Origin of the sequence: Actinopolyspora alba, assembly GCF_900112765.1 — a bacterium.
In the GTDB taxonomy this organism is placed as follows: Bacteria; Actinomycetota; Actinomycetes; order Mycobacteriales; family Pseudonocardiaceae; genus Actinopolyspora; species Actinopolyspora alba.
In genome coordinates, this window is record NZ_FOMZ01000007.1 from 235,121 (window position 1) to 258,475 (window position 23,355).

General features: G+C 67.6%; 28 protein-coding genes. 18 read left to right on the forward strand and 10 right to left on the reverse strand.

The annotated features are described in order from the left end of the window. Positions 1-124: 124 nt before the first annotated feature. The 3 genes from BM150_RS12530 to BM150_RS12540 all read left to right on the forward strand — a co-directional run bounded on the left by BM150_RS12530 (position 125) and on the right by BM150_RS12540 (position 1,477). A complete protein-coding gene (locus tag BM150_RS12530; RefSeq protein WP_092927317.1) occupies positions 125-1,000 on the forward strand; it encodes a helix-turn-helix domain-containing protein in 876 nt (291 codons plus the stop codon). Beyond that, the gene (locus tag BM150_RS12535; protein WP_425427419.1) at positions 997-1,212 is read left to right on the forward strand and encodes a DUF397 domain-containing protein; all 216 of its coding nucleotides are present in this window, start codon (positions 997-999) and stop codon (positions 1,210-1,212) included. Before BM150_RS12530 ends, BM150_RS12535 begins: the two co-directional genes overlap by 4 nt. A gap of 73 nt (positions 1,213-1,285) precedes the next feature. Further along, the gene (locus BM150_RS12540) at positions 1,286-1,477 is read left to right on the forward strand and encodes a DUF397 domain-containing protein (RefSeq protein WP_092927321.1); all 192 of its coding nucleotides are present in this window, start codon (positions 1,286-1,288) and stop codon (positions 1,475-1,477) included. A gap of 109 nt (positions 1,478-1,586) precedes the next feature. Here the strand turns inward: BM150_RS12540 and BM150_RS12545 are convergent, their stop codons facing one another. Together BM150_RS12545 and BM150_RS12550 are read right to left on the reverse strand one after the other, a co-directional pair. Further along, a complete protein-coding gene (locus tag BM150_RS12545) occupies positions 1,587-2,108 on the reverse strand; it encodes a DUF3558 family protein (protein ID WP_092927536.1) in 522 nt (173 codons plus the stop codon). 20 nt (positions 2,109-2,128) lie between these two features. Next, positions 2,129-2,548, reverse strand: coding sequence for a hypothetical protein (locus tag BM150_RS12550; protein ID WP_130467821.1), 420 nt, complete (start codon positions 2,546-2,548; stop codon positions 2,129-2,131). Between the two features lie 245 nt (positions 2,549-2,793). On the opposite strand from BM150_RS12550, the gene BM150_RS12555 reads away from it, so the two are divergent. Next, entirely contained in the window at positions 2,794-3,003 is a 210-nt protein-coding gene (locus BM150_RS12555; RefSeq protein WP_092927325.1) for a DUF397 domain-containing protein, read from the forward strand. Positions 3,004-3,165: 162 nt separating this feature from the next. On the opposite strand, the gene BM150_RS12560 is transcribed toward BM150_RS12555, so the two are convergent. The 5 genes from BM150_RS12560 to BM150_RS12580 form a co-directional block, all read right to left on the reverse strand. Beyond that, positions 3,166-4,041, reverse strand: coding sequence for a hypothetical protein (locus BM150_RS12560; protein WP_092927327.1), 876 nt, complete (start codon positions 4,039-4,041; stop codon positions 3,166-3,168). A gap of 54 nt (positions 4,042-4,095) precedes the next feature. Continuing rightward, the gene (locus tag BM150_RS12565; protein ID WP_092927329.1) at positions 4,096-4,908 is read right to left on the reverse strand and encodes a hypothetical protein; all 813 of its coding nucleotides are present in this window, start codon (positions 4,906-4,908) and stop codon (positions 4,096-4,098) included. Between the two features lie 331 nt (positions 4,909-5,239). Then, positions 5,240-5,515, reverse strand: coding sequence for a hypothetical protein (locus BM150_RS12570; RefSeq protein ID WP_092927331.1), 276 nt, complete (start codon positions 5,513-5,515; stop codon positions 5,240-5,242). 15 nt (positions 5,516-5,530) lie between these two features. Then, on the reverse strand, positions 5,531-5,731 hold the full coding sequence (locus BM150_RS12575) for an SAV_915 family protein (RefSeq protein ID WP_217641603.1): 201 nt from the start codon (positions 5,729-5,731) through the stop codon (positions 5,531-5,533). A gap of 642 nt (positions 5,732-6,373) precedes the next feature. Then, entirely contained in the window at positions 6,374-6,601 is a 228-nt protein-coding gene (locus BM150_RS12580; RefSeq protein WP_092927335.1) for a hypothetical protein, read from the reverse strand. 143 nt (positions 6,602-6,744) lie between these two features. Between BM150_RS12580 and BM150_RS12585 the strand changes: the two genes are divergently transcribed. After that, the gene (locus BM150_RS12585; protein WP_217641604.1) at positions 6,745-7,704 is read left to right on the forward strand and encodes a GlxA family transcriptional regulator; all 960 of its coding nucleotides are present in this window, start codon (positions 6,745-6,747) and stop codon (positions 7,702-7,704) included. A gap of 22 nt (positions 7,705-7,726) precedes the next feature. On the opposite strand, the gene BM150_RS12590 is transcribed toward BM150_RS12585, so the two are convergent. Beyond that, positions 7,727-9,829 carry an elongation factor G-like protein EF-G2 gene (locus BM150_RS12590; RefSeq protein WP_092927337.1) on the reverse strand — a complete coding sequence of 701 codons (2,103 nt, stop codon included), beginning with the start codon at positions 9,827-9,829 and terminating at the stop codon, positions 7,727-7,729. A gap of 371 nt (positions 9,830-10,200) precedes the next feature. Between BM150_RS12590 and pdxS the strand changes: the two genes are divergently transcribed. Next, a complete protein-coding gene (pdxS, locus tag BM150_RS12595; protein WP_092927538.1) occupies positions 10,201-11,121 on the forward strand; it encodes a pyridoxal 5'-phosphate synthase lyase subunit PdxS in 921 nt (306 codons plus the stop codon). Between the two features lie 99 nt (positions 11,122-11,220). On the opposite strand, the gene BM150_RS12600 is transcribed toward pdxS, so the two are convergent. Beyond that, on the reverse strand, positions 11,221-11,781 hold the full coding sequence (locus BM150_RS12600) for a helix-turn-helix domain-containing protein (RefSeq protein WP_092927339.1): 561 nt from the start codon (positions 11,779-11,781) through the stop codon (positions 11,221-11,223). A gap of 70 nt (positions 11,782-11,851) precedes the next feature. Between BM150_RS12600 and BM150_RS12605 the strand changes: the two genes are divergently transcribed. The 4 genes from BM150_RS12605 (at position 11,852) to BM150_RS12620 (ending at position 14,512) form a co-directional block, all read left to right on the forward strand. Beyond that, positions 11,852-12,577, forward strand: a complete 726-nt coding sequence (locus BM150_RS12605; protein WP_139219520.1) for an AzlC family ABC transporter permease — start codon at positions 11,852-11,854, stop codon at positions 12,575-12,577. After that, complete coding sequence (locus tag BM150_RS12610; RefSeq protein WP_092927341.1) at positions 12,574-12,873, forward strand: AzlD domain-containing protein; 300 nt, start codon at positions 12,574-12,576, stop codon at positions 12,871-12,873. The genes BM150_RS12605 and BM150_RS12610 overlap by 4 nt, the downstream gene beginning before the upstream one ends. Positions 12,874-13,058: 185 nt before the next feature. Beyond that, complete coding sequence (gene pdxT, locus BM150_RS12615) at positions 13,059-13,763, forward strand: pyridoxal 5'-phosphate synthase glutaminase subunit PdxT (RefSeq protein WP_092927343.1); 705 nt, start codon at positions 13,059-13,061, stop codon at positions 13,761-13,763. Continuing rightward, positions 13,760-14,512 carry a YebC/PmpR family DNA-binding transcriptional regulator gene (locus tag BM150_RS12620; RefSeq protein ID WP_092927345.1) on the forward strand — a complete coding sequence of 251 codons (753 nt, stop codon included), beginning with the start codon at positions 13,760-13,762 and terminating at the stop codon, positions 14,510-14,512. The genes pdxT and BM150_RS12620 overlap by 4 nt, the downstream gene beginning before the upstream one ends. A 110-nt stretch (positions 14,513-14,622) precedes the next feature. Here BM150_RS12620 and BM150_RS12625 read toward each other — a convergent pair whose 3' ends face one another. Then, complete coding sequence (locus BM150_RS12625) at positions 14,623-15,252, reverse strand: SAM-dependent methyltransferase (protein WP_092927347.1); 630 nt, start codon at positions 15,250-15,252, stop codon at positions 14,623-14,625. Positions 15,253-15,558: 306 nt separating this feature from the next. On the opposite strand from BM150_RS12625, the gene BM150_RS12630 reads away from it, so the two are divergent. The 8 genes from BM150_RS12630 to secF all read left to right on the forward strand — a co-directional run bounded on the left by BM150_RS12630 (position 15,559) and on the right by secF (position 23,243). Beyond that, entirely contained in the window at positions 15,559-16,068 is a 510-nt protein-coding gene (locus tag BM150_RS12630) for a DUF4262 domain-containing protein (protein WP_092927349.1), read from the forward strand. A gap of 78 nt (positions 16,069-16,146) precedes the next feature. Next, complete coding sequence (locus BM150_RS24135; RefSeq protein ID WP_175496798.1) at positions 16,147-16,308, forward strand: hypothetical protein; 162 nt, start codon at positions 16,147-16,149, stop codon at positions 16,306-16,308. 142 nt (positions 16,309-16,450) lie between these two features. Further along, a complete protein-coding gene (ruvC, locus tag BM150_RS12635; protein WP_092927351.1) occupies positions 16,451-17,038 on the forward strand; it encodes a crossover junction endodeoxyribonuclease RuvC in 588 nt (195 codons plus the stop codon). Then, positions 17,035-17,673, forward strand: coding sequence for a Holliday junction branch migration protein RuvA (ruvA, locus tag BM150_RS12640; RefSeq protein ID WP_092927353.1), 639 nt, complete (start codon positions 17,035-17,037; stop codon positions 17,671-17,673). Before ruvC ends, ruvA begins: the two co-directional genes overlap by 4 nt. A gap of 63 nt (positions 17,674-17,736) precedes the next feature. After that, on the forward strand, positions 17,737-18,852 hold the full coding sequence (gene ruvB, locus BM150_RS12645) for a Holliday junction branch migration DNA helicase RuvB (RefSeq protein ID WP_092927355.1): 1,116 nt from the start codon (positions 17,737-17,739) through the stop codon (positions 18,850-18,852). Between the two features lie 266 nt (positions 18,853-19,118). Further along, the gene (yajC, locus tag BM150_RS12650) at positions 19,119-19,532 is read left to right on the forward strand and encodes a preprotein translocase subunit YajC (RefSeq protein ID WP_092927357.1); all 414 of its coding nucleotides are present in this window, start codon (positions 19,119-19,121) and stop codon (positions 19,530-19,532) included. 615 nt (positions 19,533-20,147) lie between these two features. Next, positions 20,148-21,959, forward strand: coding sequence for a protein translocase subunit SecD (secD, locus tag BM150_RS12655; RefSeq protein WP_092927359.1), 1,812 nt, complete (start codon positions 20,148-20,150; stop codon positions 21,957-21,959). 3 nt (positions 21,960-21,962) lie between these two features. After that, the gene (gene secF / locus BM150_RS12660) at positions 21,963-23,243 is read left to right on the forward strand and encodes a protein translocase subunit SecF (protein WP_092927361.1); all 1,281 of its coding nucleotides are present in this window, start codon (positions 21,963-21,965) and stop codon (positions 23,241-23,243) included. The last annotated feature ends 112 nt before the right edge of the window (positions 23,244-23,355 follow it).

Consider the following 23,355-nt stretch of genomic DNA (forward strand, 5'->3'; position numbering starts at 1 on the left):
CAGTGTTCGTGACAAGTGGCACTGACTTGCCTATCGAGTCAGTAGAGTCAGATTGACTTAGTTAATTTGACTGCACAATCGCCCGATCGGGTAAGCGGTTTTACTGTCAGTCGAAGAGGTGAGTATGAACAGTTCGGGACCGGCGATCCCGGAGCCGATCAGCCCCACTGTCGGAAGGCGGTGGTTGTCGCAGGAGGTCCGCAGACTTCGTGAGGAAGCTGGGCTGAAACAGTCCGATGTGGCAAAACGACTTCGCTGCAACGCGGCGAAGATCGCCCACATGGAGAGCATGCGCAACACGATCAGCGGCCCCGACCTGGAGGTGATGCTCTCGCTCTTCGAGGTGCCCGACGAACGCGTCGCGTGGTACCTGCGGCTGGCCGAGCTCGCCAAGGAGAAGGGCTGGTGGGACGCCAATCGCGCGGTGCCGGACTGGTTCTCGATCTACGTCGGCCTGGAGTGGGGCGCCGATCGGATCCGGGAGTGGGAGCTGGGATATCCGCCCGGCATCCTGCAGACCCGCTCCTACATCGAAGCCCTGGTGCGTGGTGAGGACGGCCCCTCCGATGTCGGGATTCGCGAGCTGGTCGAGGCACGGCTGCGGCGGCAGGAGGCGCTGTGGCGCTCCGAGGAACCACTGTGGATGCACGCGGTGATCGACGAGGCGGCGTTGCGACGACAGGTGGGCGATGCCGAGGTGATGTGTGAACAACTGCATTATCTGGTGCGGGTGGGCCAATGGGAGAATGTCACCGTCCAGGTAATGCCGTTCGCCGTGGGGCCACATCGCGGTCATCTCGGCTCTTTCCAGTGGCTGGGTTTTCCACGCGTTGGTGATCCCGGTGTGGTGTATCTGGAGAACCAGCGGGGTGGGATCTATCTGGAGGAGGTCGACGAGGTGGCCATGTTCAACGGGGTCTTCGAGTCGTTGGCCGAGCAGGCGTTGTCCCCGGCGGAGTCAGCCGATTTCCTCGCCGAACTCGTGAAGGAGCTGGCATGATGCGTTACGACAGTGTGCCGAACGCGGCAGAGCTGACCGGTGTGTCCTGGCGTCGGAGCAGCCGCAGTGGTCCTAATGGAGGCTCGTGTGTGGAAGCCGCTTCCCTGTCTAGTGGTGAGGTCACCGCTGTGCGGGATTCCAAGTGTCCGCACGGTCCGGCGCTGTTGTTCGACCGTCGAGCCTGGGCGGTGTTCCTCGGTTCGCTGCGCTGAATCAGGCTGCGGGGGTGAGTCCGGGCTCGATCGGGCTCATCGCCAAAATCAAAGATGAGATGGAAGGGCAACTATGACGATGCCCCCGCAAGGCTGGCGCAAGTCGAGCCGATCCCAGCAACGTACGAGCTGCGTCGAGGTCGGTCGGCTCGGCGACGGTGCGGCGGTACGCGACACCAAGGACCGCTCGCTCGGCTACTTCACCACTACGAGCGCGCAGTGGCAGACGTTCCTGGACGCGGTCAAGACCGACCGATTCAGCTGAGACAGCCCCGGCGACACAGCGCCTCCGACAACACCGGAGGCGCTACCCGCGTCCCCACGCCTGCCAAGACCGAAGCACGCCTATCAGCGCAGCGTGCCGCGACACTCACTCACGCGGGCTCAGGAACGTTCGGCTCAATTTTCTTTGCGATCTCCAACGCTTTCGCACACTCGTCCACATCGTCGGGAAGGCGGTCTTCTCGAGCCTGCACTTGGATTAATCCTTGTCCAGCATCGAACATCACATTGCACAGACGCGCCTTCGTAGTACCCTGGGTGATCGCCCGCGCACCAGAACGACCATTCACCTCAAGGTGCTCAAACTCTGCCCAAGTAGACTTCTGTTCATTCGAGGCGACCGTATTCCGCTTGTCTTTGTACAACGTGACGGAAACAGGTTCACCTTGATAGCCACAACCCGGTCGCCACGGCAACGAATTCATAGCTTCGCCAGGAATCTCTAATCCGAAGGACTTCAAGGTCTCCGACGAGAGGAGCTCACACGGCTTCACACTCGCCAATGCTTCACCCGAGGGTGAGGCTCCAGTGGTCTCTGACGAGCCGTCACCAGCGCCTTCGCTCGGCGAACACGCGGAAGCGCTGACCAGCGCTACGCCGGCAACAATAGTCATCAATGAACGCTTCCACATGCTCACTGTGCGCCCCTCCGCAGATCCCCGGAAATCTGCTCATCGGTAGCCTGATAGTTCTCCTTGGCCTGCTCGAACAGACTCGCCTTGCGCCGCAGCTCTTCGGCAAACTGACCTAGCAGGTCCGCCGCACCGCTCGAGCCGTTTTGAGCTTTGTTCCCGAACTTGGCCGCCAACTGCTGCCCAGAGGTGTAGGCCCCCAGACCTGGAACCTGCTGCAAGTTCCCAGCCTTCCTAGCAAGGTTGTCAGCTTCTTCGGCCTCACGCCTGTACACTTTAGCCGCCTCGTCGGCGGCTTGGGGTTCCATGCTCAGCCCGCCGCCCGAGATCTGCTGCTGGATCCAGGAGTTCTCGTCCCGGATCGACTGCAACGCAGAGCTCGCCCCTACAAACCCGGCCTGTTCAACGTTCGGATCCGACACCGCGGCTCCCTTCACGTCCCAAGCACGCTCACCGTGCATGATCTCGCTCGCTCACGATCACTCTAGCCGAACATGCGGTTACGCTGGCCCGATATTCACCATCGCGGCTGTTGCCGATGTTTCACTCGGACGCTCGTAGCGGGTCCGACTTCGCATCGTTTAGTGATGGAGTCATTGGCCGAGCAGGCGTTGTCCCCGGCGGAGTCAGCCGAGTCCCTCTCCGAACTCGCTAAGGAGATCGCGTGATGCAACACGAGTGTGTGCTGAGTGCGGCCGAGTTATCCGTTAGCTGGTGCCGCAGCAGCCGTAGTGGTCCCAACGGTGGGCAATGTGTCGAGGCTGCTTCCCTGCCGGGTGCTGAGGTCACCGCTGTGCGGGATTCCAAGCGTCCGCACGGCCCGGCGCTGCTGTTCGACCGTCGAGCCTGGGCTGCTTTCCTCGGTTCGCTGCGCTGAATCCGGTGGTCACCCTGGTCGAACGAGCGTCCGGGGCGGCCCGCGAACAGCGACCCCGACTGCGACCGCGTGCTCTCGCGGGACCGATACCCGCGATCGTGCGGTCGCGGTACCACGCGGGAGATCCGAGTGGGCGTTGTCCACTGCTCCCACCCTTGATTCTCAGTGGTCGAGAAGGTCCGCGCCGCGGATGCGGTCCACTCCAGCTTGGTTGCCCAGCTCGGTTCGCATTTCCGAATGCCGCTGGTAGTAGTGCAGTGCGTGGTAGGCGAGGGCGGGGTCGACGGACAGATTCACCCCCTGCACGCCCATGTGCGGCGCCAATGACAGTTCCGGCTGCCGCCACATTCGGGAACGGCGGTGAAAGTACGGAGTACTGTTGTCGTACACAGCAGCGGTGATCAGCTGTCTCCCCGTTGTCCCCGCTGATATCGATACGATGCTTTCCCAGGGAAAGAAGCTCGTGAAGGCCCAAGAACGGTGGTAGACGCCCGTGGGTGCCAGAGCCAGGACACCGTGGCTCAACGCCCCTCGTAGTGCTTCGACAATCAGCAGGAGCAAGTAGAGCGTGGCTGTCCCGCTGGCGATGAACAACAGGACGATACCCGTGTCACCGGGGCCACCGTCCGCGATCACGAGCAGGGAAATCACGGCGAAGAATCCGAACAGCGCCAGCATGGACACGGTCATGACCACATAAGTGGACGCGAGCCCCCGTGAGTACGGGATCACGACCGCTTCGGAGTTCGAGTGCTCGACACGTTCGAGACGCACCGACGCGATACCGCGATCACGGACCCGCAGCCGGGTGAGCGCCGCGAGACCGGCGAATCCGAGGAGCAGCGGAGCGCATGCCACCATGATCAGCCCACGGGCATCAGGCGGGCTCGCCGACAACGCGCTCGTGGCCGCGACCACCGAGCCCACTCCCAGCACCACGAACGCCGCTGCCGTGGCCCGGTCCTTCAGCCCACCCGGGGCGGGCCACTCTTCCGGCCAGGGCAGATGTCGAGTCAGCCGCTTATCGAGTTCGGACACAGCCGCTCAACTCCCAACATGGACGGCGAACCGTCCCAGAGGTACGGGATTCGGTCAGAACACCGCGTTCCAGGCTCCCGAGACGGCGTCACCGACCGCTCCAGCCGCATCCGATGCCGCATCACCTACCGCCTCGACTCCTTCGTTGATCTTGTCCCGCACGTTGTCCGGAAGGGCGTCGTAGACGAAGTCGGCCGCCACACCGACACCGATCCCCACTCCGACAGCGGCCAACGCCCCCCAACCGACCGGTGTGGCGGCCACCAACGCGGCGGCGCCGGCTCCGGCGAGCCCCGAGAACACAGCTTTGCCCGGTGGTTTACCGGTGTGAATGTCGTAGCCGATTCCGGCGGCGGTTATCCCGAGTCCGATCACGGGAAGTTTTCCCCCGACCCGGCGTGCGAACCTGCTCGCACGAATACGCGTGTCCTCGGCTTGGCTCGCCTTGGCCATCTGTTGTCGAGTCTGGAACTCCGCTTCGGTGCTACCACCGGGTGATTTGAGGTAGCGCGACTCGGCGGTCCTGGCTTCGGCATCGAGTCGGTTCGCTTCCGCCCGCATGATGCTCGTGTTCCTCGCGACCAAACCGCCCACCACGCCGTTGGTGAAATCCGTGGCGTGGATGTACCTCTTGTTCCAGAGATCACTCCAGTACTTCTCCACGTATTTTTTCGCGTCCCGCAACAGCGAATGGGACTTGTCCGCTTCCTGCCTGGCTTCGGCATAGGCAGCGGTTCTCTGCTCGTGAGCTTGTTGTGCCGAGACAGCGGCATCGTGCGCCCGTGCCTGTTGCGGAGTGGCATCGGCGGGCAGTTCTCGTGGAGCGGCGGGCGCGGCTCCCGGATCGAAGATCTTGGTGTCGGTCACTCGCAGCCCCCGCTCCGACTGCGATGTCTCTCGCTCGCCGCATCCCCTGCTGAGCGGTGTGGAGGTCGTCCGCGTAGCGTTCGAAGGAACGGCCCACGCCGTCGATGTCGCCGGCCAGTTCGTCGATTCCGGGGGCGATACGTCCCAACGTGCTTCGGAACGACTCCCCGGCAGCACCGCCCCAGACTCGTTCCGAACGCGACCGGACCCGGTTGTTCCGCGAAGCGCAGTCGTGCACAGCGGCGGAGAGGTCCGAACGCAACCAACGGGCGGCGCTCCGAATGCTCTCCGGATTTCCCTCGATTCTGGTATCGATCGGCACGCCGTATCCTCAACCTTCCACGCGTGGCAAATTTTGTTCGGCGAATTCCTCGTTATCGACGTAGACGCGGCCGCCTTCCGCGACAGCACCAGCGGCAGCGGCCACTCCGGTCGACAGTTCTCCGGCGGCTCCGGTGAACAAGCTCATCAGCTTACCCATGTCGGAACTGAGCTCGCCCGCGTCGGGAATGCCGGGCGCACTGCCCAGATCCTCGATGAAATCGCTTCCGTCGTGCAGTGAACCCGCTAGGTTGTCGAGCTCTTCGGGGTCGACCTCGTATCTCATCCAAGCGCACCTCCCTCAGCGTCGGAACTCCTGGGGTATTTCCACGTCGAGCAGGATCAGATCGAAGTGGATGCTCCGGTCGAGCTCGTCCAGCTTCTCGGTGTGGACGGCCACCCAGGGCTGTTGCTCGCCACAGCACCGCACCGAACGCTCGTTGCTGGAGTAGACCAACAACGCGGTGCGCCCGTCGCGTGTTCGCCTTAGATCGACGGACAACTCACCGTTGTTCGGCGAAGCCGCTTCGCACGGCACGTAAACCACTGGTGGGAACGAGGGTTGCCCCTCAGTTCGTTCCCACGTTTCTCGTGAACCCTCTCGGTTCTCTTCCGGATCCAGGTAGTCAGCCCCCAGAACAGCTGGAGCAACGGTCTCGTCCCGGTCGCCACTACCCGCCATACGTGGCGGCATAGGCTCCTCCACGCTCGCAATCGAAGCGATCTCCCAGCCGGTCTCGAAGTGACATCATAAGGGTGACAAGCGGCAATTTGGAGCCACTCGAATCAAATTCACCCACATGGCATCGGATAGCGAATAACGGCGAGTGGTGAGAGTGCTGCTCGGTAGCACCGAAATCGATCCGCACAACTACACATTATGGTGATTTCAATAGGGCATTCGGCGGATTTTCGAATGCCGTCAAAGTCGTATCGTCGTTCCGTGGCCTCGATGTCGGTCCTGCCGCGGCGAGCGCCGTGCGAAAGGTCCGGAACGCGGCCGGGCCGGTTGGTTTCGCGCGACCCGTACCGCGCACCGGCGAGGCGGTGGCACGTCGGTGCCCGCCCCGCCGGTCGTCGCGCGGTACCGTGCGGCTCTCCGTGATTTCCTGTCGTGCTTCCAGCGCCCCGGGCGGCCGGTGGCTCAGCCGACAGGTGTCGGTGTCTCGGCGTTCGCGGGACGTTCCGATCCTCGTGCGGCGTCGTCCGGTGCTGCCGTCCGAACGTCCTTCCGAACCTCCATCCGAACGTCCGCCGCGCCGTCCCGCGTTGTTTCCCACGGCCGCAGCGAGCTCAGGTAGCGCTGCCACAACCACACGTTGTCGGCGTTGAACTCGCGGATTACGCGCCAGAAAGCCCTCAACCGTCGCATGTCGCTCTCCTCCGTCGTGCTCTTCGAGTGCTCCGGCCGGCCGCTGGTAGCGGGTGATCACACCTGACAGCATGCGCCGCCCCGGCGACGTCTACGAGTGGCAGATCTGTCGTTCATCGATGATTTACTGCCACAATCGCCTCGTGCCTCATTCGTGGAACGTGGCGGTACTGGTGGAGAACGGCGTGGCTCCGTTCGAGCTCGGGGTGGCCTGCGAGGTCTTCGGCACGGACCGCGGCGAGCAGGGGCTTCCGACGTACGAGTTCGCGTTGTGCTCCGAGAGCACCAGCCCGGTCCGGACCAAGAGCGGTTTCCGGCTGATCGCCACGCACGGCTTGGAGCGGCTGCGGGAAGCCGATCTGGTGATCGTGCCTCCCATCGACGAACCCGCTCCGCCGGAGGTCTCCCGCTCCGTCAGCAACGCACTGTCGGAGGCGGTCGAAGCGGGTTCCTGGGCGGCCGCGCTGTGTTCCGGCGTGTTCGTGCTGGGGGAGGCGGGGCTGCTCGGCGGCGGCAAGGCGGCGGTTCACTGGTACAAGGCGGCCGATTTCCGCAGTCGGTTCCCCGGGATCGAAGTGGACGAGTCGGTGCTCTACACGGCGAATCCGCCGATCTTCACCAGTGCGGGAACCGCGGCCGCGATCGATCTGTGCCTGCACCTGGTCCGGGTGCGGTCCGGTGCTCGTACCGCGAACGCCATCGCCCGGAGGATGGTCGTGCCACCACACCGGGAGGGTGGCCAGGCGCAGTACATCGAGCTGCCGGTGCCGACCTCGGCCGACACGATGGGTCCGGTACTCGATTGGATGCAGCGCAACCTCCGCCGCGAACTCACCGTCACCGAGCTCGCCCGCAGAGCGCGGATGTCACCGCGCACTTTCGCCCGCCGGTTCAGAACGGAGACCGGAACCACACCGCATCACTGGCTCACCACGCAACGGGTCGCGCGTGCCCAGCGGTTGCTGGAGGACACCGACAGCACCCTCGAAGTCGTCGCCGACAGCTGCGGATTCGGCAACGCCGCCGCGCTCCGGCATCACTTCCTGCGCAGGTTGTCCGTGACCCCCACCGAGTACCGCCACACCTTCCGGGACAGGGGGTAGTCCACGCTCCCTCCCGGCCGGTTCATCGCGGCAGCGGTTCGTAGCCCGCGAAGCTGCGGCTGAAGCTGGCGCTGCCCGAGCTCAGCGAGCGCACGTTGACCGCGTAGCGCGTCAGTTCCGTGGTTGGCACGTGCGCCCGGACCACGGTCCAGCCGGTGTCCTCGGGTTCGGTGCCGATCACCCTGCCCCTGCGGCTGGACAGGTCACCGAGCACCGCGCCCAGGTGATCGTCCGGGATGTGCACCTCCACCTCGTCCACCGGTTCCAGCGTGAGCAGCCCCGCCCGCTCCGCGGCGGACTTCAGGGCGAGCGCCCCGGCCGCCTGGAAGGCCGCGTCGGAGGAGTCCACGCTGTGCGTCTTGCCGTCCACCAGCGTCACCCGCAGGTCCACTATCGGGCACTCCGGCTCGATCCCGCGCTCCAGCTGGGCCCGGACCCCTTTCTCGACACTGGCGATGAACTGCTTCGGGACGGCACCACCGACGATCCGGTCGGCGAACTCGAACCCCGCCCCGCGCTCCAACGGCTCCACCTCGATGTCGCAGACCGCGTACTGCCCGTGCCCGCCCGACTGCTTGACGTGCCTGCCGTGTCCCTTCGCGGGGCCGCGGAAGGTCTGCCGGAAGGCCACCCGCACCGGTTCGGTGTCCACGTCCACACCGTTCTCCCGCAACCGCTGCAGGATCACCTCGGCGTGTGCCTCGCCCATGCACCACAGCACCATCTGGTGCGTCTCGGTGGAGCGGTCCAGCCGCAGCGTGGGGTCGGCGGCCAGCAGCCGGTTGAGGTTGCGGGCGAGCGCGTCGTCGTCGCCGTGCCCGGTGACGGCCATCGGCAGCAGCGGGTCGGGCATGTCCCACGGCTGCAGCAGCAGCGGGTCCCTGGGGTCGGAGACGGTGTCGCCGGTCTCGGCCGACGTCAGCTTGGTCAGCGCGCACAGGTCACCCGCCACGCAGTACGGCACCTCGCGCAGGCCGGCGCCCAGCGGGCTGTGGATGTGGCCGATGCGTTCGGCGGAGTCGTGATCGGGGTGTCCCCGTTCCGCCAGGCCGTGACCGGACACGTGTGCCGGACGGTCCGGCGACAGCGTTCCGGAGAACACGCGCAGCACCGAGATCCGCCCCACGTAGGCGTCCACCGAGGTGTGCACCACCTCCGCCGCCAGCGGTCCGTTCGGATCGCACTCCAACCGGCGGGGATTGTCCCCGTGCGGATCGGTGAACTCCGGGAGCACGTGCTCCAGCGGGGAGGGGAAGGCCCGAACGATGCCGTCCAGCAGTTCGGTCATCCCGATCCCGGTCTCGGCCGAGACCGGGATCACCGGGTGCAGCCCGCCGCGGGCCACCGCCGTCTCCAGGTCACTGACCAGCGTCGCCTCCTCGATGCTCTCGCCGCCCAGGTAACGCTCCAGCAGGGTCTCGTCCTCGCTACCTGCGATGATTCCCTCCAGCAGTCGGTCCCGGCCCGCCCTGGTCGACTCGTCCGGCGGTTCGGCGCTGGCTCGCACTATCGGTGTGCTGCCCTGCGAGTAGTCGTAGCTGCTACCGGTGAGCAGCCCGAACAGCTCGGTCGGCGATCCACCGTGGTGGCGCGGCAGGTACAGCGGAACCACCCCGCTGCCGAAAGCGGCCACGCAGGAGTCGATCGCCGCCGTGGCGTCCGCGCGCGGCTGGTCCATGCGTGAGATCAGTACCGCTCTGGGCATGCCGACCCTGTCGCACTCCTGCCATATCGTCCGAGTCGCGGAGTCCACCTCCTCGGTGGCGGCCACGACGAACAGCGCCGCGTCGGCCGCGCGCAGTCCCGCGCGCAGCTCGCCGATGAAGTCGGCGTATCCCGGTGTGTCCACAAGGTTGATCTTGGTTTCGCGATGCCACAGCGGAGCCACCGCCATGCCGACGGAACGCTGCTGTTCCACCGCCGCCGTCTCGTGGTCGCAGACCGTGCTTCCCTCGGTGACCGAGCCGCGTCTGCTGATGGTCGATGTGGTCGCCAGCAACCGTTCCACCAGCGTGGTCTTGCCGGAACCGGACGGACCCACCAGCACCACGTTGCGGACGGCGGCGGGATCGGTCGCCGCCGGTACCGACTGAGCCTGCCCGTTGCCCGTGCGCTTGTTCCCCATCACTGCCCCCTGCCGCGTCGCACACCGGACTCGGATGTGGTGCCGAGCACACACCCGCTGGGAGGACTCCGCAAGGTCGAACCCGTGCGCACGGCGGCTCGTGAGTCGCTCGCGCGCCGAAAGTGGACTGATGAGAAAGCGACTCAGTGGCCCGTTCGCCGTGCCGCGATCGCTCCTAGGCTCGGTCCTGTCGACCCCACCCGGCGTGTGTCGGCACACCGTCGTGTTCGGGCAGCCCTGCTGGGTTCGGGCAGCACCGCCGAGCCCTTCGGACGACGGTCGGCACGCCGTGCCCGGCACGTCACCGGGGCTCGGGGCGAGCTCTTCCCGGAAACCACGTGCCGGGAGTCAACCGCGCGAAAGGATCGAACGTGACCAACGGCGACACGACCAGCCCGTCCGCCGGCACCCAGGCGACCGGAACCGACGGTGTCAAGCGAGGCATGGCGGAAATGCTCAAGGGCGGCGTGATCATGGATGTCGTCACGCCGGAACAGGCGAGGATCGCCGAGGAGGCCGGGGCGGTCGCGGTCATGGCGCTGGAACGCGTGCCCGCCGACATCCGCTCCCAGGGGGGTGTCGCCCGGATGTCCGACCCCGAGATGATCGACAGCATCGTGCGTTCCGTGTCCATCCCGGTCATGGCCAAGGCACGTATCGGCCACTTCGTCGAGGCCGAGGTGCTGCAGTCGATCGGGGTGGACTACGTCGACGAGTCCGAGGTGCTCACCCCCGCCGACGAGGACAACCACATCGACAAGTGGCCCTTCACGGTGCCGTTCGTGTGCGGTGCGACCAACCTCGGCGAGGCGTTGCGCCGGATCTCGGAGGGCGCGGCGATGATCCGGTCCAAGGGAGAGGCCGGCACCGGCAACGTCGTCGAGGCGACCCGGCACATGCGGCGGATCCGCGCGGACATCCGCAGGCTGTCGGTGCTGGACGGCACCGAGCTCTACGCCGCCGCCAAGGAACTGCGGGTGCCGGTGGAGCTCGTGCGCGAGGTCGCGCGCACCGGCGAGCTGCCGGTGGTGCTGTTCACCGCGGGCGGGATCGCCACCCCTGCCGACGCGGTGATGATGCGCAGATTGGGTGCCGAGGGAGTCTTCGTCGGCTCGGGCATCTTCAAGTCGGGGGATCCGGCGGCGCGCGCCGAGGCCATCGTCAAGGCCACCACCCTCTACGACGATCCCGAGCTGGTCGCGAAGGTCTCCCGCGGGCTCGGTGAGGCGATGGTCGGCATCAACGTCGACGACCTTCCGGAGGAGCAGCACTACGCCCAGCGCGGCTGGTGACACCGCACCTCGATAGTCTCGGGGAACCGTCGCGCCGGTTCCGGTCCGCTTTCCGGGCGTTCCCGTGGCGGTTCCCCGTACGGACCCACGAGCACCGGCTCAGGAGTGCTCCATCAGCAGCACCGCCGTGGTCGGACCGCCCACGGCCTGGTAGAGGTGCGGCACCGCTCCGGAGAACGTGGTGTAATCGCCCGGTTCGAGTTCGGCGGGCTCGTCGGCGGGGCCGCCGCGCATGCTTCCCGACACCACGATCAGGTGCTCGACCGTGCCCGGCTGGTGCGGTTCCGCCCGTCGGATCTCCCCGGCCTCCAGGGCGATCTCGTAGATGTCCCGGCTCGCCCCGGCGGGGCAGGCGGACAGCAGCCCCGCCGCGAAGCCGGCGTGTTCCGCCCGGATCTTGGGAGCCTGTCCCGCTCGGATCACCCTCGTGTGGGGAGTCGGCAGCTCCACGAGCCTGCTGAACGGCACGTCCAACGCGACGGCCAGCGCCCACAGCGTTTCCACTCCCGGGTTTCCCTCCCCGGATTCCAGCTGCGACAGCGTCGATTTGGCCACTCCGGCTCGCTTCGCCAGCTCGGACAGCGAGATTCCCGCGCGTTCGCGGTGGTGGCGCAGCGCGATCGAGATCGTCTCGATCGCCTCGGTCTCGGATCCCCGCATAGCCGTTCCTTCTGGACTACCGACCGTTCGTCTTGACGAACGAAGTTCGTTTTGTTCATTCTAGGAAACGATGCGTTCGCCCAAAAGAACGGACCGCGCTTCCGACACCGCTCGATTACTGCCCGCCGTGGCCTCCATGGCCCTCGCGCTCGTCGTGGTGGGGGCCTCGCTGGGCGCCATCGCGGTATCGAGCGGAGCCCCGCTGTGGCTGGTCACGGTAATGGCCGCCCTCGTCTTCGCGGGCGGTTCCGAGTTCCTGGTCGTGGGCCTGGCCACCGCCGGAGCAGCACCGCTGACCGTGCTGCTGGGCGGCTGGCTGCTCAACGCCCGGCATCTGCCTTACGGGCTGGCGATGGGCGACGTCCTCGACGGCGGTCTCGGACGCAGACTGCTCGGGAGTCACCTGCTGGTCGACGAGGCCGTGGCCTTCGCACTGGCCGAATCCGAGCCGCGCCGCAGGCGGCGTGCCTACTGGGTGGCGGGGACGACGCTCTACGCCGTGTGGGCGCCCTCGGTACTGCTGGGCGGGCTGCTGGGACGCGGTCTCGGCGATCCCCAGCTGTTCGGGCTCGACGCCGCGCTGCCCGCCGGGCTGCTCACCCTCGTGCTGCCCGCCGTGCGGGACCGTCCGACCGCGCGTGCCGTGCTGCTCGGCTGTCTGCTCGCCGTGCTCACCGTCCCACTGCTGGACGAGGGGCTCGCGGTGCTGGTCGCACTGCTCGGCACCGCCGCCGCACTGCTGCCCGTACCGGGCGCGAGGCGGGGAGCCTACGTCTCGGAAGGGGAAGCGGTATGACACTCGGCCTGGTACTGGCACTGGCCGCCGGGACCTACGCGATGCGTGCGGCGGGGCCGCTGCTGCGCGGCAGACTGCGCGTCTCCGAACGCGGCAGGTGGCTGCTCTCCGTGGCCGCGGTGACGCTGCTCGCCGCGTTCGTGGCCGTCAGCGCGTGCTACGAGTCGGGTTCGTTCGCGGGCTGGCCCCGCGTGATCGGGGTGCTCGTGGGTGGTGTGCTGGCATGGCGCCGGGCGCCCTTCGTGGTCGTGGTGCTCGTCGCGGCCGGTGTCACGGCCGGGCTGCGCGCCCTGTGAACGTCGCGACGGTTCGCGGGTGGGTCCGCCGCGGTTTCTCGTGATCGCTGGGTGGCCGCCCGCCGCTCGTTCGGTGCGACCGCCCGGCGATTCTTCCCGTGCGGGAACCGACACCGAGCGGGCACGGGGCGGGACGGAGCTGACCCGGACGTTGCCCGTTCGCGCGACTGCCGGACAATCGTGGTGTGAACCCAGCTCAACCGGTCGTCGGCGTGCTCGCCCTGCAGGGCGGCGTCGCCGAGCATCTCGCCGCGCTGCGGCGCATCGGGGTGACCGCGTGCCCGGTGCGTCGTCCCGAGGAACTCGCCCGGGTCGACGCCCTCGTGCTGCCGGGCGGGGAATCGACCACCATGACGCGGTTGTTGGACACCTTCGAACTCTTCGAGCCGCTGCGTGCGCGGCTGCGGGAAGGTATGCCCGCCTACGGGTCCTGCGCGGGCATGGTGCTGCTCGCGGACAGCGTGCTCGACGACCGCTCCGAGGTTCGGGGCAGTCCCGGCGTCCGCTCGATGGGGGCGCTGGACGTGGTCGTCCGCCGCAACGCCTTCGGGCGGCAGGTGGATTCCTTCGAGGCGGATCTCGACTTCGCCGGGATCGAAGGCCCGGCGTTGCGCGCCGTGTTCATTCGGGCCCCCCTCGTAGAGAAAGCGGGCGCCGATGTGACCGTGCTGGCCAGCGTGCCGTCTCCCGCCGGGCCGCCGGACGGACGACCGGCGGAGACGGGTGCGGGTACCATCGTCGCGGTTCGGCAGGGACCGGTGCTCGCCACGGCTTTCCATCCCGAGCTGGTCAACGGTGACGACCGCGTGCACCGACTGTTCGTGCGGATGATCAACGAGAACAGCGGGCATACCGGCCCGGTACGACCTGATACCACGGAGGACAAATGAGCGGCCACTCCAAGTGGGCCACGACCAAGCACAAGAAGGCCGCCCTCGACGCCAAGCGCGGCAAGCTCTTCGCGAAGCTGACCAAGAACATCGAGGTCGCCGCGCGTACGGGTGGGGGCGACCCGGAGGCCAACCCCACGCTGTTCGACGCCATGCAGAAGGCGCGCAAGTCCTCGGTACCGCAGGACAACATCGAGCGCGCCCGCAAGCGCGGCGCCGGTGAGGAAGCCGGCGGCGCCGACTGGGAGACGGTCATGTACGAGGGCTACGCCCCCAACGGGGTGGCCGTGCTGATCGAGTGCCTGACCGACAATCGCAACCGCGCCGCGGGCGAGGTGCGCACCGCCATGAACAAGCACGGCGGTTCGATGGCCGACGCGGGGTCGGTGGCCTACCTGTTCAACCGGCGTGGCGTGGTGATCCTGCCCAAGAACGGTCTCAGCGAGGAGGACGTCCTCGGCGCCGTGCTGGAGGCTGGCGCCGAGGAGATCGAGGACCTCGGCGAGAACTACGAGATCCTCTGCGAGCCGAGCGACCTCGTGCCCGTCCGCAAGGCCCTGCAGGCCGAGGGCATCGAGTACGACTCCGCTGAGCCCAGCTTCCTGCCGTCGGTCAACGTGCCGCTGGACAGCGAGGGCGCACGCAAGGTCTTCAAGCTCATCGACGTGCTGGAGGACTGCGACGACGTGCAGAACGTCTACTCGAACTTCGACGTCAGCGACGAGGTCATGGCCCAGGTCTCGGCGTGAGCCGGATGGAACTTCCGGACAACGGTCCGGAAGTTCCCGTGCGTGCTCGACGGCGGCCCGTGCGGCGGGAGCGGTCGATCGGTTGGTCCCCGCCCGGTGCCCGCGGACGCTCAGAGCCTGCGGACCCGTGCCAGCCAGGCCGCCGTGTCGACCTGCTCCTCGGGCGAGACGTCGAATCGTGCGGCGTACTCCTCGCCGGCGACCCCGCGGTAGACGTGCTGCTCCAGGGAATCGATGATCCAACCGTCACCGAACGAGTTCCGCACCTGCTCGGCGCTCAGGCGCGGCCCGCCGGCGTCCTCGATGTCCGACAGTGCGAGCACGTGTACCACGGCCCCCGGGCCGCACACCGCGTGCAGGCTCCTGGTGTAGCGGCGCCGCTCCGCTTCGCCGAACACGTGCAGCAGTGCGCTGTCCACGACGGTGTCGAACCGCGGTTCGGTGCCGAGATCGAACGCGTCGGCCACTTCGAAGCGCGCGGCCACCCCGCGTTCGGCCGCGTTGTCCCGTGCCCGCGCCACGGCGGTCCGGGCGCCGTCCACGCCGAGCACGTCGTAACCGAGCTCGGTCAGCAGGATGGTGTGCTCGCCCTCGCCGCAACCGGGGTCCAGCACCGAACCACCGATCCACCCCTGCCGTTCCAGTTCGACGATCGCGGGCTGTGGGGCGCCGATCACCCACGGCGGGTTGCCCTCCCGGTAGGCCTGCTCGAAGTGATCCCGCGAGATCGAAGTGTCCATGATGTTCTCCCAGTCGTCCGTTCGTCCCCGGCTCGGGTGTGCCCGATTGGTGCGGGTGCGGTGTCGTTCCTGCCCGGTGTCTCGTTCTTGCCGTTGTCGCGCTTTCGCGTGGCACCACCGAGCATGCGAGTTCGAGTGAACTCGAAGTCAAGATCACTCGGGGCTTCCGTCGGACTTCCCGTTCCGCGACCGACGACGGCGTGTCCCCGGCGCCCACCGGTGAACTAGGCTTCGCCCCGACGCGGCGCTCGCCGGGTACGCGCGGTCGCGCCGGGAACGAACCCGTCGACGAAGAGGTGACACGTGATGACCGGAACTGCGAACTCGACGGAGGGACTGCGGCGCTGGTTGGTCGAGACCTCGGAGCGTTACGGGGCCGCCGTACTGCACGTTCCAGAGGAGGAGGACCACGCGCCTTACTCCTTCTCGGTGGGCGCGTGGCGGCGGTTCGGCAAGCCGGAACTCGTGGTGATCGGGCTGCCCGAGCAGGTGGGGCGGAGCGTGGTGGACACCTACGTCGAGCGCGTCGGCCGTGGCGAGCGGTTCATCACCGGCAGGCTCTACGAGGGCTTCCTGGCCGAACAGCCCGTCACATTCGAGCGCGTGGCCGGACTGTACTACCCGGAGTACCTGGGAAGCGCGATGCTGGTTTACGGCGACGACGACTTCCCCGCGCTGCAGCTGCTGTTACCCACACCGGACACCGGGCTGTTCCCCTGGTCGGAGCGCGCTCCCGAGGGCTTCGCCGCCTACCAGCCGGTACTGACCCGAAGTGGTGCTCCGGAGAGCTGGAAACCCGGCCACGACGGCGCCTGAGGATCCCACTGCCGAATCCGCCGGGTGCTCCGAGAAATCGTTGGACACGACCGTGCGGCCGCTGCGTGAAGCCGTGCCGTGACCGGCGCGGGGATGCGCATCGAGGCGCTGCACGAGCACGACAGCACTCCCTGGATCCCCTGGCCGAGCGGCACCCGGGACGCTCACTGGTACCGCCTGTCGCGTGGCGCCCCGCGCATCCCCCTGCTGTTCACGTTGCGTGCGAGCCTGCCCGGCTGATTCCCCGGCCGCGCCGCCTCGTCCGGCCGTTCCGTCCTCGCCCGGGAGATGAGGCGTGCGTGTCGCCGTGGTCGGGAGCGTCCGGCCTGCCGTTATCATTCGAACGCGTGTTCAAAGCGGGCTCGCGCGAGAGGATGAGGGTGTGCGCATACTGGGAGTCGATCCGGGACTGACACGCTGCGGAGTCGGTGTCGTCGAGGGCGGGCAGCGGCGCGGGGTGAGCTGTCTCGGTGTCGGTGTGGTGCGCAGCCCCGTGGACGACGAGCTTCCCCGGCGCCTCGTGGCCATCGCCGACGGGGTGGAGGAGTGGATCGACCGGCACGAACCGGAAGTCGTGGCGATCGAACGGGTCTTCAGTCAGCAGAACGTGCGCTCGGTCATGGGAACCGCGCAGGTGTCCGGCATCGTGGCGCTGGCCGCCGCTCGGCGGGACATCCAGGTGGCCTTCCACACCCCGAGTTCGGTCAAGGCCGCCATCAGCGGTTCCGGGAAGGCCGACAAGCGACAGGTCACCGCGATGGTGAGCAAGGTACTGGGCATGTCGAGCCCACCGAAACCCGCCGACGCGGCCGACGCGCTGGCACTGGCACTCTGTCATCTCTGGCGGGCTCCCATGGTCGGCAGGCTCGCCGAGGCGGAGCAGCGCGCGGCCGAACTCGCGCGCAATCATCAACAGCGGCTGCGGCAGGCAGCACGAGACTCGTCCGGTACAAGGGGGAACCACCGATGATCGCTTCGGTGCGGGGTGAGGTGCTTTCGGTCGGACTGGATCACGCGGTGATCGAGGTCGGCGGCGTGGGAATGGCCGTGTACGCGACACCGGCGACGCTGGGTGGGCTGCGACGCGGCTCCGAGGCGAACCTGGCCACCTCGCTGATAGTGCGGGAGGACTCGCTGACGCTCTACGGGTTCGCCGACGCGCAGGCCCGCGACCTGTTCACGCTGCTGCAGACCGCGTCGGGTGTGGGACCGAGGCTGGCGCTGGCCGCGCTGGCGGTGCTCGACCCCGCCCAACTGCGCGACGCGCTGAGCCAGGGCGACATCGGGGCGCTGACCCGTGTTCCCGGAATCGGCAAGAAGAACGCCGAACGGCTCACCCTGGAGCTGCGGGACAAGGTGGCGGCGCTGTCCGTCCAGCCCGGTACCGACCCCGCGTGGGCGACCGCGGAGGCGGGTGCCGCTCCCGGGGGCGCCGTCGTGGACACCGCCGGTATCCGCTCCGAGGTCAGCGAGGCCCTGGTCGGACTCGGGTTCTCCGCGAAACAGGCGGAGCAGAGCGTCAACGCGGTGCTGGCCGAGAACGGCGGCGAGACCGACACCTCCACCGTGCTGCGCAAGGCCCTGGCCGCTCTCGGTCCCAAGTAGTGCGGGCCGGGAACACCGCGGCGCGACAATCGAAAGTGGCACGAGCGAAGTTCTGAGGAAACGATGCACGAGGACGGGCCGGTGGAGCCGGAAGCCGAGACCCCGGACGCGACGGATGCCTCCGAGGGAACCCTCTCGCCGCACCGCGCCAACGGTGAACAGGAGATCGACGCGAGCCTGCGCCCGCGCAAGCTCGACGACTTCGTGGGCCAGCAGCGCGTCCGCGAGCAGCTGCGCCTGGTGCTGCAAGGTGCCCTCGGAAGGGGGGAGCAGCCCGACCACATCCTGTTCGCGGGGCCACCGGGGCTCGGCAAGACCAGCCTGGCCATGATCCTGGCGACCGAACTGGGCTCTGCCATCAGGGTGACCTCGGGCCCGGCGCTGGAACGTCCGGGGGACCTGGCAGCGATGCTGTCCAACCTCACCGCCGGGGACGTGCTGTTCATCGACGAGATACACCGCATGGCGCGCCCCGCCGAGGAGATGCTCTACCTGGCGATGGAGGACTACCGGGTAGACGTCGTCGTCGGCAAGGGGCCGGGTGCCACCAGCATCCCGCTGGACATCGCCCCGTTCACCCTGGTGGGGGCGACCACGCGATCGGGGTCGCTGACCGGCCCGTTGCGGGACCGGTTCGGGTTCACCGCGCACATGGAGTTCTACGAACCCGCCGAGTTGGAGGAGGTCATCAACCGTTCGGCCGGGATTCTCGGTGTGGACCTGCGCCCGGACGGTGCCACCGAGATAGCCCGGAGGTGCCGGGGGACGCCGCGTATCGCCAACCGGCTGCTGCGGCGGGTCCGCGACTACGCCGAGGTGCGCTCCGACGGAGTGGTCACCGTCGAGGTGGCCCGCGCCGCGCTGGAGGTCTACGACGTGGACGAGCTCGGACTCGACCGCCTCGACCGGGCGGTGCTCGGTTCACTGGCCCGCTCGTTCGGGGGCGGACCGGTGGGTGCCTCGACGCTGTCGGTGGCCGTGGGCGAGGAGCAGAGCACCATCGAGGAGGTGTGCGAGCCGTACCTGGTCCGTGCCGGCATGTTGGCCCGGACACCGCGTGGGCGGGTCGCCACCGCCGCGGCCTGGCAGCATCTCGGCATGGTGGCACCGGCGAACGCCTTCGGTGCGGCGCCCGTGGCCGAACCCGAGCCCGTGGAACCCGGGTTGTTCGACGAGTGATCCCGGGCTTTTCGGGAGTGCTGCGCTGAGCGGTTCGGTCCTGGAACCCTGCCGGTGGGCTCTCGAACCGGACGCGACGTTGTGCGCTGCATCACTGGTCGATCCGTCCGGGTCGGTGTGCCCACCGGCAGGGCAGGGGCGGTTATGTGCTGGTGAACCTGGCACACTGGGGGGCGGTACATCCGAATAGTCCGGGCGCCGGTGGGGCACGGCTCCGTTGTCGCGGTCGCCGCGCTGTCCGGGTGACGTCCGTGGATGGAGCAAGATTGTCGACAGAGTATTTGATCCCGATTCTGTTCGTCGCCTTCGCGGCGCTGCTGTTCTTCCAGATGCGCAAGCAGCGCAAGGCGATGAGTGAGCAGCAGAAGCTGCAGAACTCGCTGACGGTCGGTGACCGAGTGATGACCACCTCCGGATTGTTCGGCACCGTGGTCGAGACCGAGGACGATTCGATCGAACTCGAGATCGCCGACGGTGTGGTCACGACCTGGCTGCGTCAGGCGATCCGTGAGCGGGTCGACACCGAGGTCGACGAGGACGAGCTCGACGAGGATGACAACGACGAGGACGTTGTCGACTCCTCGGAGCGGACTTCCTCGGACGAGGACTCCGACGTCACCGAGAACGCGGATACCCAGAAGACCGAGACCCAGAACGCGGAGACCCAGAAGACGGGCTGACCGGGATTTTCCGCCCGGCGGCAACCGGGGGAGTGTCTCTCGGCGCGGAAGGCGTCGGGCTGACCACTCGCTCGGCCCGCGTGGTCGTGCGGTCTGCCGCGTCGCGCTCCCACGAGGAAGCCGCACACGTGGCGAAGTGGATCGCCGCGTCGTGGTCACCGCGAGTGACGGCGGACGGCGGGTTCCGCGCCGCGGGTACCGCCGGGGCGGACAGCGAAAACTCAATGAGGCGAAAACTCAATGAGGGTCGCGTTCGACGGTCCGTTCGAGGTCGTGCGGTGAGGTCCGGCGCGTGCTTTCGGCGGCGACTCCCGCGTCGCCGCCGAGCGTGCCGCCCGCCGCACGGTAGTGTCGATCATTCGCTCATTCCGGAGATGCCCCCGCCGTGCGTGGGAGCACCACCGGGACGTGCGGTGCCGATCACCCGTGCCGTGTCCGGCGAGTGGATCACGATTCAGTACCTGCGCGACGCCGTCGGGATGTGACCTGTCAAACTGGACGCCGTTGTCGCGTCAGCCACGTGCGGTGTCGGCACCGTGAAGGCCGGGCGCGACGGCGGCTTTGGACGACTGCCGGACCTTCGGCACCGACCCCGGACGAGGAGACGGACCTAACGTGGCACCTCCACGCGGGCAGATCCGGCCGGCGCGTTATCTGCTGGCCTTCGTGGCGATTCTGCTGGGCATATACAGCCTTGTGTTCTTCACCGGTGACCGCAAACCAGTTCCGGAGCTGGGCATCGACCTGCAGGGCGGTACCCGGGTGACGCTCACGGCGCGGACCCCCAACGGTAAACCCCCCACCGACGAGTCGTTGCAGCAGGCTCGCGAGATCATCGAGCAGCGCGTGAACGGGCTCGGTGTCAGCGGCTCCGAGGTGACCGTCGACGGCACCAACCTGGTGATCACGGTGCCCGGCAAGGACGGTGAGCAAGCCAAGCGGCTCGGGCAGACCGCGGAACTGAATCTGCGCAAGGTCAACCAGGTCGTTCCGGTCAGCGCGTTGCAGGGCAACCAGCCCGGGCAGGGCGATCAACCCGGCCAGGGTAACCAGTCGGGGCAGGGCGACCAGTCGGGGCAGAACGGGGACTCCGGCCAGGGCGATCAGTCCGGCCAGAACAACGGGTCGAGCGGATCCGGGGAGCAGTCCTCCGACACCACGCCACAGGCGGTGGGCTCGCGGCAGGCTCCGGCGCAGGACCAACCGGACGAGAACTCCCAGTCCGGCGATGGTGAGCAGCAGTCCGACGGCCAGCAGAACGGTAACCAGCAGAGCGGGGACCAGCTGACCAGGGCCGAACGGATCGAGCAGGCCAAGCAGCTGCGGCAGAGCAAGAACCCGACCATGCAGCGGCAGGCGCTGCTGACGCTGGACTGCAACGCGCCCGACCCGCTGCGCGGCAACGCCGACCCCGAACGCCCGCTGGTGACCTGCGGTGACGACGGTCAGCGCAAGTACATCCTCGACCCGGTACTGATTCCCGGCACCCAGATCAGCGACGCCAACTCCTCCCCACCGGGGCAGCGCAAGGCGGAGTGGACCGTAAACCTGGAGTTCAAGAACCAGGGCAAGAACACCTGGGCCGACTTCACCTCGCAGAACGTGGGTGAGCAGGTGGCCTTCGTGCTCGACAACCGGGTGGTCTCCGCCCCGTCCATCAACGACGCGATCGTCGGCGGAACCACCTCGATCTCCGGCAACTTCAACCAGGAGACGGCCAACAACCTCGCCAACACGCTCAAGTACGGTGCGCTGCCACTCGCGTTCGACCAGTCCACAGCCGAGACCGTCTCGCCGACGCTGGGAATCGCCTCGTTGCAGGCCGCGTTGCTGGCGGGCGGCATCGGACTGATCCTCGTGGCGGTCTACTGCCTGCTCTACTACCGGCTGCTGGGATTGCTGACGATCCTCTCGCTGGTGCTGTCCGGTGCGGTCGTCTACGGCGTGCTGGTGCTGTTCGGCCGCTGGATCGGGTTCACGCTCGACCTGCCGGGCATGGCCGGTTTCATCATCGCGATCGGTATCACCGCCGACTCGTTCATCGTCTTCTTCGAACGACTCAAGGACGAGATACGTGAGGGCAGAACGTTCCGGTCCGCGGTGCCGCGTTCCTGGGCCCGTGCCCGACGGACGATTCTCTCGGCCGACGCGGTCAGCTTCCTCGCGGCGGGCGTGCTGTACCTGCTCGCGGTCGGCCAGGTGAAGGGCTTCGCCTTCACGCTCGGGATGTCGACGGTGCTGGACCTGATCGTCGTCTTCCTGGTCACCCACCCACTGGTGGCGCTGGCCTCGCGCAGCAAGTTCCTCTCCCGCCCGGGGCTGACCGGTCTCGGCGCGGTCCAGCGGATGGGCGAACGCGCCAGGGCACAGCGTAAGGGCGTCAACCGGCAGCAGAGTGCCTCCAACGGCACTCCGAAGGAGGCGTGAGTCGTGGACACGACCGGCAGCAACGGGAGCGATCCCGCCGCGACCGACGCGAGCGGCACCGAGGCCAAGCGTGGGGTGCTGCAACGGCTCTACACCGGTACCGGTGCTTTCGACATCGTCGGCAAGCGCAAGTACTGGTACGTCGTCCTCGGGCTGCTGATGCTGGTCTCCGCCCTTTTCGTCGGTGTCAAGGGCTTCAACCTCAGCATCGAGTTCGAGGGCGGGACCAACATCTCGATGCCCGCGCAGGGCGCCTCCGGCGAGATCAGCACCGAGGAGGCCGAGGACTCCTTCCAGCAGGCGCTCGGCTCCGAGCCGTCCTCGGTGCAGCTGGTGGGCAGCGGTGACAGCCAGACGCTGCAGATCAACACCGAGAAGCTGTCGCAGGCCGACCTGGTCAAGGTCAAGTCGGCCCTGTTCCAGGATCTGCAACCGCTGGGAACCGACGGTCAGCCCAGCGCGGACGCGATCAGCGACAGCGCCGTCAGCGGCACCTGGGGCAGCGAGATCACCCAGCAGGCGTTGATCGCCCTGGCCGTGTTCCTCGTGCTGGTGACCGCGTTCCTGGCGTTCTACTTCGAGCGGTGGATGGCGGTCGGCGCCCTGGTGGCGTTGCTGCACGACGTGCTCGTCACCGCGGGCATCTACTCGATGACCGGGTTCCAGGTCAGTCCCAGCACGGTGATCGGTCTGCTCACCATCCTCGGTTTCTCGCTGTACGACACGGTCGTGGTCTTCGACAAGGTCAAGGAGAACACCACCGGGCTGCTGAGCACTACCAGGCGCACCTATCCCGAGGCGGCCAACCTGGCCGTCAACCAGTCCCTGATGCGTTCGATCAACACTTCGGTGATCGCGCTGCTGCCGGTACTCGGCCTGCTGGTCGTCGGCGCCGGCCTGCTGGGTGTGGGCGTGCTGCGGGACCTCGCGCTGGTGCAGGGCGTCGGCATGCTGGCGGGTGTGCTCTCCTCGCTGCTGCTGGCCACTCCGCTGCTGGTCGACCTGAAGATGCGCGAGTCCAAGTACCGCGTACACGCCGACAAGGTCGCCCAGCGCAGGCGCAACCGGGGCAGTGACGGGACCGCCACGGTCAACGGGACCACCACCGATGACCAGTCCGACTCCGAGTCCGAGGTGAGCACGACCGGGAAGACGCGTCCCGCTCGTGCCGGGACCAACGGGACGGGTGGTGCGAAACTGGCCGGTGCGGGTGCCGCCGGTTCCGGCGGGGCACAGCCTTCGGGGAAAGCGGGACGGCGTTCCGCCGGACGCAAGCGGCGGTGACCGAGCGTCGATCATCGCGGGCCGGCTCCTGATGTGATCCGTGTCCGCGGTGATCGGTGTACTGCTGATCGTGCCGCCCTGTGATCGTGCCGCCCGGTGATCGGCGCGGCCG

Bases quoted from the DNA above. Each gene is read 5' to 3' on its own strand.
- BM150_RS12530 (WP_092927317.1), top strand. From the start codon at position 125: ATGAACAGTTCGGGACCGGCGATCCCGGAGCCGATCAGCCCCACTGTC.
- BM150_RS12535 (WP_425427419.1), top strand. From the start codon at position 997: ATGATGCGTTACGACAGTGTGCCGAACGCGGCAGAGCTGACCGGTGTG.
- BM150_RS12540 (WP_092927321.1), top strand. From the start codon at position 1,286: ATGACGATGCCCCCGCAAGGCTGGCGCAAGTCGAGCCGATCCCAGCAA.
- BM150_RS12545 (WP_092927536.1), bottom strand. From the start codon at position 2,108: ATGACTATTGTTGCCGGCGTAGCGCTGGTCAGCGCTTCCGCGTGTTCG.
- BM150_RS12555 (WP_092927325.1), top strand. From the start codon at position 2,794: ATGCAACACGAGTGTGTGCTGAGTGCGGCCGAGTTATCCGTTAGCTGG.
- BM150_RS12570 (WP_092927331.1), bottom strand. From the start codon at position 5,515: ATGAGATACGAGGTCGACCCCGAAGAGCTCGACAACCTAGCGGGTTCA.
- BM150_RS12580 (WP_092927335.1), bottom strand. From the start codon at position 6,601: ATGCGACGGTTGAGGGCTTTCTGGCGCGTAATCCGCGAGTTCAACGCC.
- BM150_RS12590 (WP_092927337.1), bottom strand. From the start codon at position 9,829: ATGGGGAACAAGCGCACGGGCAACGGGCAGGCTCAGTCGGTACCGGCG.
- BM150_RS12600 (WP_092927339.1), bottom strand. From the start codon at position 11,781: ATGCGGGGATCCGAGACCGAGGCGATCGAGACGATCTCGATCGCGCTG.
- BM150_RS12605 (WP_139219520.1), top strand. From the start codon at position 11,852: ATGCGTTCGCCCAAAAGAACGGACCGCGCTTCCGACACCGCTCGATTA.
- BM150_RS12610 (WP_092927341.1), top strand. From the start codon at position 12,574: ATGACACTCGGCCTGGTACTGGCACTGGCCGCCGGGACCTACGCGATG.
- BM150_RS12620 (WP_092927345.1), top strand. From the start codon at position 13,760: ATGAGCGGCCACTCCAAGTGGGCCACGACCAAGCACAAGAAGGCCGCC.
- BM150_RS12625 (WP_092927347.1), bottom strand. From the start codon at position 15,252: ATGGACACTTCGATCTCGCGGGATCACTTCGAGCAGGCCTACCGGGAG.
- BM150_RS12630 (WP_092927349.1), top strand. From the start codon at position 15,559: ATGACCGGAACTGCGAACTCGACGGAGGGACTGCGGCGCTGGTTGGTC.
- ruvA (WP_092927353.1), top strand. From the start codon at position 17,035: ATGATCGCTTCGGTGCGGGGTGAGGTGCTTTCGGTCGGACTGGATCAC.
- ruvB (WP_092927355.1), top strand. From the start codon at position 17,737: ATGCACGAGGACGGGCCGGTGGAGCCGGAAGCCGAGACCCCGGACGCG.